The 15,797-nt window shown below is 56.9% G+C and carries 13 protein-coding genes; 11 read left to right on the forward strand and 2 right to left on the reverse strand.

All coding sequences use genetic code 11. The features are described 5' to 3' along the window. The 5 genes from J3362_RS00005 to J3362_RS00025 all read left to right on the forward strand — a co-directional run. On the forward strand, nt 1–1,052 hold a 1,052-nt coding region (locus tag J3362_RS00005; RefSeq protein ID WP_349517541.1), incomplete at its 5' end, for a CoA transferase. Then, entirely contained in the window at nt 1,049–2,254 is a 1,206-nt protein-coding gene (locus J3362_RS00010) for a CaiB/BaiF CoA transferase family protein (protein ID WP_349517542.1), read from the forward strand. The genes J3362_RS00005 and J3362_RS00010, both read left to right, overlap by 4 nt. A 67-nt stretch (nt 2,255–2,321) precedes the next feature. After that, entirely contained in the window at nt 2,322–3,533 is a 1,212-nt protein-coding gene (locus J3362_RS00015) for a CaiB/BaiF CoA transferase family protein (RefSeq protein ID WP_349517543.1), read from the forward strand. Between the two features lie 113 nt (nt 3,534–3,646). Continuing rightward, complete coding sequence (gene gltA, locus J3362_RS00020) at nt 3,647–4,936, forward strand: citrate synthase (RefSeq protein ID WP_349519225.1); 1,290 nt, start codon at nt 3,647–3,649, stop codon at nt 4,934–4,936. Nucleotides 4,937–5,130: 194 nt separating this feature from the next. After that, on the forward strand, nt 5,131–5,793 hold the full coding sequence (locus J3362_RS00025; protein WP_349517544.1) for a GntR family transcriptional regulator: 663 nt from the start codon (nt 5,131–5,133) through the stop codon (nt 5,791–5,793). A gap of 108 nt (nt 5,794–5,901) precedes the next feature. On the opposite strand, the gene J3362_RS00030 is transcribed toward J3362_RS00025, so the two are convergent. Then, complete coding sequence (locus J3362_RS00030) at nt 5,902–7,029, reverse strand: DcaP family trimeric outer membrane transporter (protein WP_349517545.1); 1,128 nt, start codon at nt 7,027–7,029, stop codon at nt 5,902–5,904. 162 nt (nt 7,030–7,191) lie between these two features. On the opposite strand from J3362_RS00030, the gene J3362_RS00035 reads away from it, so the two are divergent. From J3362_RS00035 to astB, 6 genes are all read left to right on the forward strand, one after another. Beyond that, nucleotides 7,192–8,652 (forward strand): exonuclease domain-containing protein, encoded by a 1,461-nt coding sequence (locus tag J3362_RS00035; protein WP_349517546.1) that lies wholly within the window; start codon nt 7,192–7,194, stop codon nt 8,650–8,652. A gap of 99 nt (nt 8,653–8,751) precedes the next feature. Beyond that, the gene (locus J3362_RS00040) at nt 8,752–9,966 is read left to right on the forward strand and encodes an aspartate aminotransferase family protein (RefSeq protein WP_349517547.1); all 1,215 of its coding nucleotides are present in this window, start codon (nt 8,752–8,754) and stop codon (nt 9,964–9,966) included. A gap of 9 nt (nt 9,967–9,975) precedes the next feature. Continuing rightward, nucleotides 9,976–10,995 (forward strand): arginine N-succinyltransferase, encoded by a 1,020-nt coding sequence (locus J3362_RS00045; RefSeq protein ID WP_349517548.1) that lies wholly within the window; start codon nt 9,976–9,978, stop codon nt 10,993–10,995. Nucleotides 10,996–11,056: 61 nt separating this feature from the next. Then, entirely contained in the window at nt 11,057–12,157 is a 1,101-nt protein-coding gene (astA, locus tag J3362_RS00050; protein ID WP_349517549.1) for an arginine N-succinyltransferase, read from the forward strand. Beyond that, on the forward strand, nt 12,145–13,620 hold the full coding sequence (gene astD / locus J3362_RS00055; RefSeq protein WP_349517550.1) for a succinylglutamate-semialdehyde dehydrogenase: 1,476 nt from the start codon (nt 12,145–12,147) through the stop codon (nt 13,618–13,620). The genes astA and astD overlap by 13 nt, the downstream gene beginning before the upstream one ends. Nucleotides 13,621–13,634: 14 nt before the next feature. Continuing rightward, nucleotides 13,635–14,975 carry an N-succinylarginine dihydrolase gene (gene astB / locus J3362_RS00060; protein WP_349517551.1) on the forward strand — a complete coding sequence of 447 codons (1,341 nt, stop codon included), beginning with the start codon at nt 13,635–13,637 and terminating at the stop codon, nt 14,973–14,975. Between the two features lie 22 nt (nt 14,976–14,997). Here astB and J3362_RS00065 read toward each other — a convergent pair whose 3' ends face one another. Continuing rightward, complete coding sequence (locus tag J3362_RS00065; protein WP_349517552.1) at nt 14,998–15,633, reverse strand: TetR/AcrR family transcriptional regulator; 636 nt, start codon at nt 15,631–15,633, stop codon at nt 14,998–15,000. Nucleotides 15,634–15,797 lie beyond the last annotated feature (164 nt).

Here is a 15,797-nt window from a genome sequence, read left to right on the forward strand (position 1 = left end):
TCCTTCGAAAGGCCGCGCCACTGCTGGAGGACGGCACGAGTGCCTTGTTCAGTTATCTGGCGGCGGGCAAGCGAAGCCTGGTGTGTGATCTGGAAACCGAGGCCGGTCAGAAGGTGCTGGCCCGGGAGCTGGAGCACGCCCATATACTGATCGAGGATACGCCCAGGATCGACCGAAGGGTGTATGGTCTGGAAGAGACTGTGCTGGCTGAGCGTTTTCCTTCCCTTGTGCACGTAAGTGTTTTGCCTTTTGGGAGTAGCGGTCCCAAAGCGGACTGGAATGCCGAAGAAATCAATCTGATTCATGCCAGTGGTGAGGGGTTTTTGCTACCCAACGGGCGAACCCAGGAGCTTTATCCATCTCGCCCGCCTCTCAAGGTGTACGGCCATTTTGCCCAGTATCAGGGCGGTTGTGCCGCTGCCTTGTCGGCGCTGTCCGCCTGGTGGGCCGTATCTGATACCGGTGGCCAGTATGTCGATGTCTCGGTTCAGGATGCCATGCTGCTGTGTGGCGCCTTTGCCATGCAGCGCCTGGGTGACGGTTCCCTGGAGCATCGGGCGACCCGGAGCTTCCGGTATGGCGGCGTGTTCGAGGCACGAGACGGCTATATTGAGCTGCTTACCCTGGAAGATCGCCAGTGGCAAGGACTGGTTCAGTTGCTGGGTAATCCCGAGTGGGCGCAGGACAGGGCGCTGGAGGACCCACTGGAGAGGAGTCGGCGTGGTTCTTTTATCAACGACCGAATCAGAGCCTGGGTGGCTGTTCGAAATGTTGAAACAGTAGTAGCCAATGCTCAAAAACTCGGAGTTCCGGCAGCAAAGTATCGCGCGCCTCAAGAAGTAGTTCGGGGTGACCACGAGTTCATTCGCGGTTTGTTCGCCACCTCCACACTGGAAAACGGGGAGCAGGCGCAGATTCTGGTAGCCCCGTATCGATTCCAGAGAACGCCGCTAAAAATTCATAGGGTGCCTTCTGTTGGGGAGCACAGTGGACGCGTCGCGTCGATCAAAGAGGGTGCCGGAAAAGTTGCTGTGCAGGAGGGCCTGTCATGAGCGAGGCTCTGCTCCCTTTGGCCGGCGTGCGAGTAGCGGATTTCACCATCCATGCCGCTGGCCCTTTTTCCACTCACGTGCTGTCCCAGCTGGGTGCCGAATGCATCAAGATTGAAAGCCAGTCCCGGCCGGACGCCTTCCGCAAGCCCCATGCCGTCTACGGCCGGATGACCGCTGCCACCTTTGATCAGGTGTCGGCTAACAAACTGTCGGTGCGCCTGAATCTCAAAAAGCCTGAAGCGGTGGAAATCGCCAAACAGATCGTGTCCCTCTCGGATATCGCCGCTGAGAGTTTCCGCCCGGGTGTCATGAAACGCCTGGGACTGGACTATAAAGCACTGAAAGAGGTGAAGTCCGATCTGGTGATGCTGTCGCTGTCCTCTTCCGGGCAGTGTGGCCCGGACTCCCACTTCGCCGGGTACGCCCCGCTCTTTGGGGCCTGGGGTGGCCTTGGCTGGATGAGCGGCTATCACGACGGCCCGCCCATGGAAATGCGCCACGTGATGGATCATTCCGCCGGTTATCACGCAGTGGTCGCCCTGCTGGCCGCACTGCATCAAAAGCGCCGGAGCGGGGAAGGCCAGTACATCGACCTGGCCGCCCGTGACGTTGCCTCCGCGATGATAGGCGATGCCCTGTTGATGGCCAGCCTGGGGCAGGAACCGGTACGCCCCGGCAACGATGATCTGATGATGTCGCCTCACGGCGTCTACCCCACCTCCACCAACGATCGCTGGCTCACCATTGCGGTTCGGAACGACCGGGAATGGCGAGCCCTGGTGGGCGTGATCGGCACGCCGTCAGCGGCCGACGATCCGCGCTTTGCCCGGCCCGAGGCGCGACTGAAAAACCGGAAACTGGTCAACGAACTGGTCACTGGCTGGCTCAGGGGGAAAGGTGCTGAATCGACAGCGAAGCGCCTTCAAAACGCCGGCGTATGTGCTCACGCTTCGTGGAATATGCAGGAGATTGCCGATGATCCGCACTTGCGACAACGCGGTGCGCTGACGGCCGTTGATGATCCCCTCACCGAAAAGCGATTTGCCATCGGCATGCCAGCCCGTTTCAGCAAAGCTGGGGGAGTGGGAATTCGCAGAGGCACCCCGGACCTGGGGCAGGATGAAGATTATGTTTTTGGGGAATTGCTCGGGTTGAGCTCAACTCAACGAGTAGAATTGGAAGACCGCGAGATTATTTTCTGAGGGTGCACCTCGTGCTACCCGACTACGAAAACAACAAACGCATCAATTTGCAGTGAGGCTGAAAATTATGAGTCATAAACCGCTTGCTGGTCGCAGGGTTATCGAAATGGGGACGATGATCGCAGCCCCATTTGCAACCCATATTCTTTCCCAGTTGGGTGCCGAAGTGATCAAGGTCGAGCCGCTGACAGGGGATACCACCCGAGCGCTGGTACGAGGTGGACCGAGTGGCACGTTTATCGCCTACAATCATGGTAAAAAGAGTCTGGCCATTGACTTAACTACCGCTGATGGCCGCCTTGTCTTCCATAAACTTGCGGAAACCGCGGATGTGGTGATCCATAACCTCTCGCCCGCTGCGACTAAAAAGCTCGGAATAACTGCTGAAGATCTGGCGAAGGATAACCCTGACCTCATATATTGCCACGTCCGCGGTTATTCCGCCGGGCCAATGCATGACGGCCTGGCAACCAATCCCGTTGCCGAAGCAGCAACCGGCGTTATGGACGACCATCGTATCGATGGTCGCCCCAGTCGCCTCGGTCCCTCCTATCATGATCAGTTTGCAGGCGCCTATGCGGTCATTCGTGTGCTCGCCACACTCATGAACCCGGCACCGACGCCGGAAGAAAAATATATCGAAATAGGCCTATATGAAACCGGACTCCACATTGCGAGTCGCGATCTGGCCGGTGTGCAGCTTAAAACCCAGTTGTTGGGTCGCCCCGAGAAGGAAGCAGGGGGGGAGTTTGCGATGCCCGGCTATGGCGCCTACCAGACCCAGGATGGTCGATGGATTTATCTTCTCATACTGACCGATGCCCATTGGCGCAAGCTCTCTCAGGGGCTGCAGATGCCAGAAGCGGATGACGCTCAGCTGGCTGGTCTGAGAGAACGGAAAAAACAACGCGAGCGTGTAGAGGCAGCGGTCAGAAGAGCCATTGGTAGCCTGTCTTATGAGGCGGCTACCGAAAAACTGGAAAGTGCAGGGATTGGATTTACCGAGGTTTTACCTCTCGAAAGGGTATTGGAAGCTCCGCAAGCGCGGCATCCGGGAAAACTTCGAACACTCGAGTTCGGCGGGCTTAAGTTCGACGTGCCTGAGTTTCCTGGTGACGGGGCAATTGAGCCTGGACTGGCGCCCCCGCATTTGGGGCAGCATACCCTTGAGATACTTGAACAGCTGGGATTCGACGACGGCGCGTGTGCCAATCTGCTCGAGGAGAGCGCGGTGTCAGTTCATGCTGACAAGGACCATGTTTGGGCCCCTCGAAAATAAATTGCTGCAGGGGGGCGACCGGAAAACGGCCGTATCCTCCTCTGCCCGCTCCATTTTGCGATCAGTTTTAACGATTAACACCTGGAGAGCACTTCGGGTATCAGAGAGGGCGTCTGCTCGTGACCAGAACAGCAAGATTGGTAATTGATGACTCGGAAGTCTCCATTGAGCTGCCGATTTACTCCCCATCCATCGGTCAGGACGTTATAGATGTTCGTCCTCTGACGGCTGAAGGCATCTTTACCTACGATCCAGGATTTGTCTCCACCGCTGCGTGTGAGTCTTCCATCACTTTTATAGATGGAGATCGGGGGATTCTGATGCACCGTGGCTACCCCATTGAGCAGCTTGCTCGCCACTCTTCGTATGTTGAACTGTGTTACTTGCTTTTGTTTGGTGAGTTGCCGAATTCTTCCCAGTACACGGAATTTGACGCTCGAGTAAGGAATCACACACTGGTTCACGCCCAGATTGCCAATTTCTTTCAGGGGTTCCGGCGTGATGCACATCCAATGGCCATTCTTTGTGGCGTCGTTGGTGGGTTGTCCGCTTTTTATCATGATCATACGGATAACTCTGATCCTGAGGACAGGCTAATCAGCGCAGTCCGTCTGGTCGCCAAGATGCCAACCATTGCAGCAATGTCCTACAAATATGCATTGGGTCAACCCTTCAGGCCGCCGAGGAATGACCTGAAATATGCAGAGAATTTTCTCTACATGATGTTCAGTACGCCTTGCGAGTCATACGAGGTGAACCCCGTATATTCAAAGGCTCTCGAGCGAATACTCATGTTGCATGCTGATCATGAGCAGAATGCGTCGACCTCGACTGTTCGGTTGGCAGGATCAACCGGAGCAAATCCTTTTGCCTGCATCAGTGCTGGAATTGCCGCACTATGGGGACCGGCTCACGGGGGAGCTAATGAAGCCGTCCTGAATATGCTGGATGAGATCGGTGATGATTCCGAAGAAAACATCCAGCGATTTATTGATCGTGCCAAGGATAGAAATGATCCTTTCAGGCTAATGGGCTTTGGGCATCGTGTCTACAACAGTTTTGATCCGCGAGCGCGGGTCATGAAAGAGACCTGTGACGAGGTTTTGGCAGAGCTCGGGAAAGCCGACGACCCGAAACTTCGAATAGCAAAAAGGCTTGAGCAGATAGCGCTGGAAGATGAGTATTTTGTGCAGAGAAAACTGTACCCAAATGTTGATTTCTACTCTGGCATTATTCTGAGGGCTATGGGTATTCCGACGAATATGTTCACAGTCATCTTTGCTGTTTCAAGAACAATCGGCTGGATCGCGCATTGGAACGAGATGGTTGCCGGAGGATTGAAAATTGGACGTCCAAGGCAGCTATACAGTGGCGAGAAACGCAGGGATTACCCGGCCAGATAGCTCTTTCTGAAATACGCTAATGAATGCGCCTGGCTTCCGTTAATCTGAGGCTATACTTAGGGAATGCCCCGAAACCTTTGGTGTTGTTTGTAAGGGGAGTTGAGTATAGAGTCTCACGGTTGACTTCGCCAGAATCTGCGCGCCACTGCAATTGTTGGCGAACCCATTCTCAAACTCAGAATTCGTGACGCCCTATGATGGATTACAGAACCAAAGAGGAAAGAGTCGCAGATTATTTGCGCGAGGGGATTATTTCAGGTGTTTATCCCAGGGGGTCGAGGCTAAAGCAGGCCGAGATTGCAGAAAAGTTGAATCTAAGCATAACCCCGGTTCGGGAAGCGCTGAAACTTCTTGAGGCAGAAGGATATATCAAGAGAGATTCGTACAAAGGCGCCTCAATCGTGCCTTTTGATGCAGCAGCTTCGGAAGAGGTTCTTCAGCTGAGGCTCCTTCTGGAGGCGAAACTGGTTCAGGCGGCTGTAGACAAGGCAACATCCAAAGATATTGAAGATTTGAGAGCCCTGGAGATAGAGTTCGAGCAAGCATTTGCGAGTGGCGATCGAGCAGTGGCGCGAGGGGTGAATTATCGCTTTCACCGAAAGATGTACGATATTGCCGCAATGCCTCACACGCTGCACTTTGTTCAGATTCTCTGGGCGCGCTATCCGTTTGACCTGATCAACATGTCGAGCGGAAGAAGCGACAGAGCCATTGAAGAGCACGAAGAGATCCTCCAGGCAATTTGCGCGAGGGACGCTTCTGCAGCCGTCTTTGCAATGCGTAAGCATATTGAATCGGGGTGGGAAGTGCTCAAGGCTTCCGTGGCGGAGACCTTGTCTCAAGAAGCTGCTAGTTAGTTCCTCCTTCCAATATGCGCCCAGTCCTTCGCAAAGACATCAGGAAGCAAACAAAAACCCCGGCGAAGCCGGGGTTTTTGCTGAGTTAACTAACTTCTAACGGAAGGATTAGAAGTTGTACTGCGCTGCGAACATAACCCGATTTGCGTCGCTGGAGTCGCCTGCAACCGTTTCCTGGTCAAAGTAGCCGTATTCGACGCCCATCATGACGTTCTGAACAGGTGTCCACATATAGTTAACCAGGATGTTCTGGTTGGTTTCAGGATCAGCATTGGTGGTTGCACCAGCTGCGATCGCATCGTCTAGATCCAGCGTGGTCATGCCATAGCCAACGTTGATGCTACGACCGCCGCCGAGTGCCATGCTGACACCTACGGAACCGCCGTAACCTTCGATAGTTTCAATGCTGTTACCGTCCATGTAAGCGCTTGGGCCATAATAGTTGCTGCCAGAGCGCCACAGGTAGCCAGTTGCGCCGTCAGTGTAGTTGAGAGCGCCCTGAACGCTGAACATATCGCTCAACTTGAGCTTGGCTGCACCAAAAACTGCGAAGCCCATTGCGCTGTCATCATTGGTTCCGTCGTCTGAGGTGACCTGGCTTGCCAAAACAGCCGCAGAGTAAGAAAGCGCGTCAGCAGAGTCCTGAAGTCGAGCAGTGAGTGCCGGAGCAGAGGTGCGACCTGTACCGCCCAGAATTGATTGTGAGCTAGGATCCTCAAGAGAAAAAGACATGGGACCGGTAGTGTAGCGAACCTGCTCTGCCCGATCCTGGCTGCCTGCGGTGCCGGCCAGACTGTCAAAGTCCAGAGTTGGGGTGTTGCCCACGAAGCTCAGGTAGTTGGACCAGGTACGACCAGCCAATACGCCGTTATATGTGCCGTAGGCGTGACGCATGCGAAGGCTTCCTGGGCCAGAACCTGAACCACGGAAATCACCTTCGATATTAACCATTACGCCGGAAGCGTGATTTACTTTAACGCCAATACGGCTCTGCTGTACGTCAGCGCCGAAGTGACCAGTAATATCTTCGTTCGCGGGAGAGAAAGAACCTGCACGAGTAGATACAGCCCGGTTGTCGTCCAGGTCGTAACTCATGTTCAGACGAGCGTAGCCGTACAGGCTCGCTTCGGTATCGTCACCTACGTTCAGCGTAAGCGCGCTCGCTTGAGAGGCAACCCCCATTACTACTGTTGCTGCCGTCGCACGAATTGCCAATCTCAGTTTGTTGCTTTGCATCGTTGTTGTCTCCACACATTTTTGTTGTTGGACCCAAAAACAAGGTAGTTACGAATTCGTGACAATTCAAATAAATTCATGCAGAAATTAGACGAATGTCTATAACTGCTTTTCGTTCATATACAGACATCTGCAGTTGCCAACGAGGCGTAAAGTTGTTCCATGACGTCCGAAAGTACAGTTCTTGAGTCAGCCACGTTCGCGTTTCTTGATATTGAAACTACGGGCGGCAATTCAGCCCGGGACCGGATAACCGAGATCGGGATCCGGTTCTGGCGGGCCGGTGAGGTGGTGGGTGAGTGGCAGGCTTTGCTGAATCCGGAAACGCGGATTTCGCCGTTTATCGAAAACTTTACCGGCATTTCCAACGAAATGGTGGCGGATGCGCCAGTGTTTGAAGAGATGGCGGATGAGTTGGAGGCGCAGCTTAAGGGCAAGGTTTTTGTCGCCCACAATGCCCGTTTTGATTACGGCTTTATCAAGGCTGAGTTCCGCAGGCTGGGGCGACTGTTTTCGGCGAAGGTGCTGTGCACAGTAAAGCTGTCCCGTCGGCTGTACCCGGAGTTCCGGCGCCACAACATGGATGCGCTGATCGCCCGCCATGGCCTTGCCCAGGTTCAGCGGCATCGGGCAATGGGGGATGTATCCGCGATGCTGTCCTTCTTCGAGCATGCCCGTGCCGAGAAGGGGGATGGTAAGTTCGAGAGTGCCCTGCGCGAACTGCTCCAACGCCCGAGCATTCCCTCTCACCTGCCAACGGATATCCTGCAGGATCTGCCCCGGGGGCCGGGGGTGTATCGCTTCTATGGCGAGAACGATGTGCTTTTGTATGTGGGCAAAAGCACCAACATTGCCCAGCGGGTGGCTTCGCACTTTTCCGGCGATCACAACTCTGCCCGGGGCGTGCGCATGTCCGAGAGCCTGCGTCGAGTTGAGTGGACTGAAACGGCCGGTGAGCTTGGAGCGCTGCTACTGGAGCTCAAACAGATCAAAACCCTCAAGCCCCTGTTCAATCGCCGCTCAAGGGCCGCCAAGAATCTGGTGAGCATTGAGCTGTCGAAAAACGAGGCGGGGTATCTCCAGGCGCGCCTGGTTCGTGAAATCGAGCCCCACCGGTTGGGGGATTATTTCGGGTTGTTCCGAAGCAAGCGGGATGCCGAGCGGGCATTGAGCGGCATCGCGGCCAAGAATGAATTGTGCAACCGGCTGCTGGGCCTGGAGCCCGAGCACGAGGGCCCTTGTTTCCAGCGTTCGCTGGGGCGATGCAAGGGCGCCTGCGAGGAACTCGAGAATGTCGAGCGCTACAACCTCAGGGTGCAGATTGCCTTTCACGGCCTGCGACTGAAAACCTGGCCCTGGAAAGGGCCGGTCGGGATCGTTGAACGGGATGAGCGGTCCGGGCGTACGGACATCCTGGTGGTCTATAACTGGATGCATGTAGCCACCCTGCATGAAGAGGAGGAGCTGGCGGATCTCTCACTCCGTGGCCAGGCAGTCACCTTTGACCTGGATTCCTACAAACTTTTGATCGGCGCCCTCATGGACAGAAAAAAGGGCGGGCACGAACAGCAGCGGGTGATCGAGTTGCCTGCCATCGGGGAACCGGATGTTCTTATGCCGTGAGTGGCGTATTATGGTGCAAGAGTCCGCACACCTACTTACTTGTTTGGTGTGGCCACTCTACTATTTTTAATTGCTTAGCCGCTTTCCCGAGAGAGATTTATGAATAAAGAACCCGTCAGCCGCGAACTGTTCGATGAAGTCATGGTGCCCAACTACGCTCCCGGTTCCATCATTCCGGTGCGAGGAGAGGGCTCCCGGATCTGGGATCAGGAAGGCCGCGAGTTTATCGATCTCCAGGGCGGCATCGCAGTGACCTGCCTGGGCCATTCCCATCCGGGGCTGGTGGGCGCGTTGCACGATCAGGCTGAGAAAATCTGGCACCTGTCCAACGTGATGACCAACGAACCTGCCCTGCGTCTGGCGAAAACCCTGTGCGACCTCACCTTTGCCGAACGGGTGTTCTTCGCCAACTCCGGAGCCGAGGCCAACGAAGCGGCGTTCAAGCTGGCCCGTCGGTACGCGTGGGAGCATCACGGTAAAGAGAAGAACGAGATTATTTCCTTCAAAAACTCTTTCCACGGTCGCACTTTGTTTACCGTGAGCGTCGGCGGCCAACCCAAGTACCTGGAAGGTTTCGAGCCGGCACCGGGCGGCATTCACCATGCCGAGTTCAACGATCTGGAGTCGGTGAAGAAGCTGATCTCCAAAGAAAAAACCTGCGCCATTGTGGTCGAGCCGATTCAGGGTGAGGGCGGTGTTATGCCCGGGGATCAGGCGTTCCTCCAGGGGCTGCGAGATCTTTGCGACGAAAATGACGCGTTGCTGGTGTTTGATGAGGTTCAGTCCGGCGTCGGCCGAAGCGGCCACTTCTACGCCTATCAGATGTACGGCGTGGTGCCGGACATTCTCTCCAGTGCCAAGGGGCTTGGCGGTGGTTTTCCGGTCGCAGCCATGCTGACCACGGCCAAGGTTGCAGCCAGCCTGGGGGTGGGTACTCACGGCAGTACCTACGGCGGTAACGCACTGGCCTGTGCGGTGGCGCAAAGGGTAGTGGATACCGTCAGTCAGCCAGAGATTCTCAAGGGCGTGAAAGCCCGTTCGGACAAGCTACGCAAGGGCATGATGGATATTGGCGAACGCTACGGCGTATTCACCGAAGTGCGCGGTGCCGGCCTGCTGCTCGGTTGCGTGCTCACCGAGAAATGGCAGGGCAAGGCCAAGGACTTCCTGAACGCCGGGCTGGATGAGGGCGTGATGGTTCTGGTGGCCGGCGCAAACGTGATTCGTCTGGCGCCATCCCTGATTATTCCCGAACCGGACATCGAATTAGCCCTCGAGCGTTTCGAAGCGGCAGTGAAAAAACTGACGGCCTAAGGAGATCTTATGTGGCTGGTACGTCCGGCTGAGCCGGATGATCTGGACCAGATTCTCGCCATCGCGGGCACCCAGTGTGCCCGTCTTTCTTCCACCCTGCCCAAACAGGGCGACGCCCTGGCCTACAAGATCGAGCAGTCCCTGGCGTCGTTTGCCGGCCGGATCAGCGCAGAGGATGACCCTCCCAGGTTCCTGTTCGTGCTTGAGGACACCGAAACCGGAGACATCGCCGGCACGGCCGGTATCGATGCCCATGCCGGCAATGGCCAGCCTTTTTACAGTTACCGGCGGGATGCCCTGATCCATGCCTCCCATGAACTGGGCGTGTCCCGCCGTGTGGAGGTGTTGTACCCCTCCCACTCGCTGACCGATGTATCGCTGCTGTGCTCTTTCTCGATCCGCCCGGAGCTGCAGGGCACGGATGCATTCGAGTTGCTGTCGCGGGCCCGGATTCTGTTTATTGCTGATCACCGTGAATGGTTTACCCAGCGTATGGCCGTGGAAATTCAAGGCGTTCAGCTCGAAGACGGGAGCGTGCCCTTCTGGGACAGCCTTGGCCGGCATTTCTTTGATATGGATTTTGAAACGGCGGACCAGTACTCCGGACAGCTCAGCAAAACCTTCATTGCAGAGCTCATGCCGCCCAATCCCATTTATGTGACGCTACTGAGTGAAGCGGCCCAGAAGGCGATGGGGCAGCCGCACCAGATTACCGTGCCTAACTTTGAACTGCTCCAGCGGGAAGGGTTCCAGCCGGGAAGCTATCTGGACATTTTTGATGCCGGTCCGGTTCTTGAAGCTCGTACCGACAGCCTGAAAACCCTCGTGACCAGTCACCCGAAGGAACTTCATGGGACCAACGAAGACACCGGCGAAACCTGTCTCATTGCCGCTGGCGAGGGTGAACAGTTTCGCTGCACCCTGACACCGGTCGCCGAAACACTGGACGACAAACTCAAGGTGCCGGTCTTGACCTGGAATACGCTGAACCGGACCGCGGGTGACCGGGTAAGGATCGCGCCGTTATGACCTATTCGGGAACCGATGACGCAGTCAAGTATCAACCCGCCGGGATCACGGAGGCGACACCATGCTGGTAATCCGCCCGTTGCAGGAAAGCGATCTGGACGACCTGTATGCCATGGCCCAAAGCGCCGGGAAAGGGCTGACCACCCTGCCGGCGGACCGGGAGCTGCTGCAGAAGAAGATCAACCACGCCCGGGAGACTTTTAACCAGCGCATTGCGCCGGAAGCAGGGCTCTATCTCTTTGCTCTGGAGGATACCGAACGCAAGAAAACGGTCGGTATCAGCGGTATCCAGGCTCGCGTTGGTCTGGATGAAGTGTTCTACAATTACCGTCTGAGCGTCACCGTCAATGCCTCGAAAGAGCTGGGTGTTCACGTGCGGACTCCAACGCTGCATCTGTCAAACGACATGACCGATACCAGCGAAATCTGCTCCCTGCTGCTCTCCGATGAGTATAAAGGCGGAGGCAGCGGCCTGCTGCTTTCCCGCTGCCGGTTCATGTACCTGGATGAATTCCGCAAACACTTCTCGGAAAAAATCTTCGCGGAAATGCGGGGTGTGTCGGATGCCAACGGCCGGAGCCCTCTGTGGGACGCGCTGGGAACCAAATTCTTCGACATGGAGTTCAGCGAGGCGGACATGCTCTCGGGGCTGGGCAACAAGTCGTTTATTGCCGAGTTGATGCCCAAGTATCCGATATACCTGTCCATGTTGCCGGATTCCGCCCGTGCCGTGATCGGCCGGGTCCATGACAACACCGCTCCGGCACTCCGGATGCTTCAGTCCGAGGGCTTCAACTTCAACGGACTGGTAGACATCTTTGATGGCGGGCCCGTGGTTGAAGCCTTCGTTCACAATGTCCGGACGGTTCGGGAAGGCATGAACCGACACGCCATGGTCACTCGCAAACCGGTCAACCTGGACGTGCCATCTGAGGAGCGGGTCATGGTTTCGAACCGCTCATTCCGGGATTTCCGGGTGACTACCGTGCCGATAGATTGCATCGGACCGGATACCGTCAGCCTGCCACCTGAAGTAGCCGAAGCCTTGCAGATTGAATCTGGCGATCCGGTTCGCCTGGCCCCCTTGAAAGACTCGGGGTTGCTGACCAAACATAGTTATAGAAGCTCAGTACCGGGAGGTGCATCGAAATGGCAAAGCTGACGGGTGAACTGTTTATCGACGGGCTCTGGCTACCGGGCCACGGGCCGGTATTCGAATCTGTCCAGCCGGTGACCGGTGAAACACTCTGGGATGGCGAAAGCGCCAACCTGGAGGATGTGGATGCGGCCGTTCGTGAGGCCCGCAATGCCTTTGTGAAGTGGCAGCGCAAGAGCTTTGCCGAACGCCAGGCCGTTGTTGAAGCCTTTGGTGAGCTGCTTGAGGCTCACAAGGAAGAGCTGGCACACCAGATTGGCCTGGAGACGGGCAAGCCGCTGTGGGAATCCCGCACGGAAGTGGCGGCGATGATCGGCAAGATCGGTATTTCCGTGAAAGCCTACAACGACCGTACCGGGACATCTGAATCCGATGTTGCCGGTGGTCACGCTGTGCTCAGGCACCGGCCCCACGGGGTGGTGGCGGTGTTCGGCCCCTACAACTTTCCGGGGCATTTGCCGAATGGCCACATAGTCCCGGCTTTGCTGGCCGGGAACACGGTGGTGTTCAAGCCGAGTGAGCTGACCCCGGGGGTCGCCGAGCTGACGGTAAAGCTCTGGGAGAAGGCCGGCATTCCCGATGGAGTGATCAACCTCGTTCAGGGCGCCTCGGCCACGGGCAAATCCCTGGCCGGCCACCCGTTAATTGACGGCCTGTTCTTTACCGGCAGTTCCACTGTGGGTCATCTGTTGCACAAGCAGTTTGGCGGTCAGCCCGAGAAAATCCTGGCCCTGGAGATGGGCGGTAACAATCCGCTGATCGTTCAGGATGTGGCTGATGTGGATGGTGCCGTGCATCATGCCCTGCAGTCGGCCTTCCTGTCGGCCGGCCAGCGTTGCACCTGTGCACGTCGCCTGCTGGTACCCAAGGGCAAGAAAGGCGACGCGTTCATCGACCGGCTGGTGGAAGTCTCCGCCCGCATCAAGGTAGGCGAGTTCGATGCTGATCCGCAGCCGTTTATGGGCTCCTTGATTTCCGCGGAGGCCGCCGAAAAACTCCTGGCGGCCCAGGCCAGCCTGCTTGAAAAGGGCGGCAAATCCCTGCTGGAGATGAAGTCCCTGAAGTCGGGAACCGGCCTGCTGTCGCCGGGTATCGTGGATGCCACAGGTCTGGATGTGACCGATGAAGAGTTCTTTGGCCCCTTGCTAAAGGTGTATCGCTACAAGAGCTTTGATGATGCACTGGCGCTGGCCAACGATACCCACTATGGGCTGTCAGCGGGCATCCTGACGGACGACCGGAAGCTCTACGAGCGGCTGGTGGAAGAAGTGCGCGCCGGTATCGTGAACTGGAACCGGCCGCTGACTGGCGCCAGCAGCGCGGCGCCCTTTGGCGGTGTTGGTGCCAGTGGCAATCATCGCCCCAGCGCCTACTACGCTGCCGACTACTGTGCCTGGCCCATGGCTTCTCTGGAGGCCGGCAAGAGTGAGATGCCAGAGTCTCTGGCACCCGGCCTCAATTTCGATTAACGGAACCCAGTGCCATGGTGAAACACGCGGTTGAAGCAAACTTCGATGGTCTGGTCGGTCCCACCCACAATTACGCGGGACTGTCCTGGGGTAATGTAGCCTCCAAATCCAATGTCAGTTCCGTCTCGAATCCGAAAGAGGCGGCACTGCAGGGCCTGGCCAAAATGAAGCGCCTGGCGGACCGGGGTTATGTGCAGGGCGTTCTGCCGCCCCATGAACGGCCGCATATTCCGACACTTCGGGCCTTGGGATTTGAAGGTCCGGATGCTCGCGTTCTTGAGCAGGCGGCCAAATCCAGTCCGTCGATCCTGGCAGCAGTCTCTTCTGCCTCGCCGATGTGGACGGCCAATGCGGCCACGGTATCGCCGAGTGCCGACACCTCTGACCATCGTGTGCATTTCACCCCGGCCAACCTGAGTGCCAAGTTTCATCGCTCCATCGAACACACGGTGACCGGTAGGTCCCTGAAATCCATTTTTGCCGACGAAAGCTACTTTGCGCACCATCCGGCGCTGCCATCAGTGAGCCACTTTGGCGATGAGGGCGCGGCCAACCACACCCGGTTGTGTGCCGGTTATGGTGAACCCGGGGTGGAACTGTTTGTGTATGGCCAGATGGCATTCAATGAACAGGCGCCAGCCCCGAAGAAATACCCGGCACGACAAACGCTTGAGGCATCCCAGGCAGTGGCACGGCTGCATGGCCTCAGGGATCAGAATGCGGTGTTTGCCCAACAGAATCCGGACGCCATTGATGGCGGCGTTTTCCACAACGACGTGATAGCGGTGGGCAACGGTAATGCGCTTTTTTACCATGAAATGGCGTTTCTCAACGAAACGCAGGTGCTGGCGGACATCAGGGAGCGGCTCACCGGTGCCGAGCTGGAAGCGGTCCGGGTTAGCAGTGCCGATGTGCCGCTGGAAGATGCGGTGGCCTCCTACCTGTTCAACAGTCAGTTGCTGAACACGCCCGACGGCATGCTGCTGGCGGTGCCCGGCGAGTGTCGGGAAGTGGCTTCCGTCAGCCGTTATCTGGATGGCCTCGTGAAGTCTGGCGGGCCGATTACAGCGGTGGAAGTGTTTGACGTCAAGCAGTCCATGCGCAATGGCGGTGGCCCGGCCTGTCTGCGGTTGAGGGTGGTTCTCAACGACGATGAGCTTAGGGCCATCAACCGGGGTGTGCTGCTCACCGATGAACTCTATGAGCGCCTGACCACCTGGGTAGAAGCCCATTATCGGGACGAACTGAGCCAGGGCGACTTGGGCGATCCCATGCTGCTGGAAGAAGTCCGTAAAGCGCTGGACGAACTCACCGGGATCATGGGGCTCGGCTCCATCTACGATTTCCAGCTCTAGCGGCCTGCCGGGCTGCGAGCTGTCAGGCGGAAATCGAGGACGTCAGCATATCCATGGTATGACGGATCAGCTGCTCGGCAGGAAACTCCGGGTTGCCTTCCCCCATTTCCGACTGACAGAGCAGGATCACCCCGTGAAGGGCCCCGCGCAGGTACAATGCGGTCTGAACGGGGTCGTTAATCCGGTCACGGTTCATGGTGCCGTCCCGTAGCCCCAGTTCGATGGCCCCCACCATCAGCTCCATCAGGTCTGATTTGGAGCACAACATTTCTTCCGTCTGACTTTCATCGGCCTCCGCCATGGCGGTGGACGCCTTGGTCAGGGCCGAGAAGTAATCCGGTTCTTCCAGATAAAAGCGGTAGTAGGATTCTCCCATCGCCCGGATCTGGGCAAGGCCGTTATCCGCAGTCTGTCTTGCTTCTTCAAATCGCCGGAACAGGCTGTGGCCTGCCCTGAGCATAATGCCCCTCTGTATCGCAGCCTTGTCCTTGAAGTACACGTACAGCAAGGCCCGGCTGAGGCTGGCGGTACGCGCGATGTCGTCCATGGACGTGCGTTCGTAGCCCTTTTCCGAGAACACCAGTTCGGCGGCGTCCAGAATGGTGTCGTAACGGGCCTGTTTCTCACGCTCGCGACGGGTTTTCAGCGGTTCGCTCATTCAATCATCCGGTTAGTTGGCAACAGCACGCATAGGATACCTGAAATCGAATCAAACCCGATTATTGACAAAATGTCAAAGAATGACATGATGTCTAAATCAATCATCGGGCTTCTCCAGGGACAGGACCCCGCCAACTACACAAGCAAGGATGAAAGGAAGAG

The organism is Marinobacter sp. NFXS11 (assembly GCF_040148675.1).
Classification (GTDB): Bacteria; Pseudomonadota; Gammaproteobacteria; order Pseudomonadales; family Oleiphilaceae; genus Marinobacter.

Bases quoted from the DNA above. Each gene is read 5' to 3' on its own strand.
- astA (WP_349517549.1), top strand. From the start codon at position 11,057: ATGCTGGTAATCCGCCCGTTGCAGGAAAGCGATCTGGACGACCTGTAT.
- J3362_RS00010 (WP_349517542.1), top strand. From the start codon at position 1,049: ATGAGCGAGGCTCTGCTCCCTTTGGCCGGCGTGCGAGTAGCGGATTTC.
- J3362_RS00065 (WP_349517552.1), bottom strand. From the start codon at position 15,633: ATGAGCGAACCGCTGAAAACCCGTCGCGAGCGTGAGAAACAGGCCCGT.
- J3362_RS00015 (WP_349517543.1), top strand. From the start codon at position 2,322: ATGAGTCATAAACCGCTTGCTGGTCGCAGGGTTATCGAAATGGGGACG.
- J3362_RS00030 (WP_349517545.1), bottom strand. From the start codon at position 7,029: ATGCAAAGCAACAAACTGAGATTGGCAATTCGTGCGACGGCAGCAACA.
- J3362_RS00045 (WP_349517548.1), top strand. From the start codon at position 9,976: ATGTGGCTGGTACGTCCGGCTGAGCCGGATGATCTGGACCAGATTCTC.
- astD (WP_349517550.1), top strand. From the start codon at position 12,145: ATGGCAAAGCTGACGGGTGAACTGTTTATCGACGGGCTCTGGCTACCG.
- J3362_RS00035 (WP_349517546.1), top strand. From the start codon at position 7,192: ATGACGTCCGAAAGTACAGTTCTTGAGTCAGCCACGTTCGCGTTTCTT.
- astB (WP_349517551.1), top strand. From the start codon at position 13,635: ATGGTGAAACACGCGGTTGAAGCAAACTTCGATGGTCTGGTCGGTCCC.
- J3362_RS00040 (WP_349517547.1), top strand. From the start codon at position 8,752: ATGAATAAAGAACCCGTCAGCCGCGAACTGTTCGATGAAGTCATGGTG.
- J3362_RS00025 (WP_349517544.1), top strand. From the start codon at position 5,131: ATGATGGATTACAGAACCAAAGAGGAAAGAGTCGCAGATTATTTGCGC.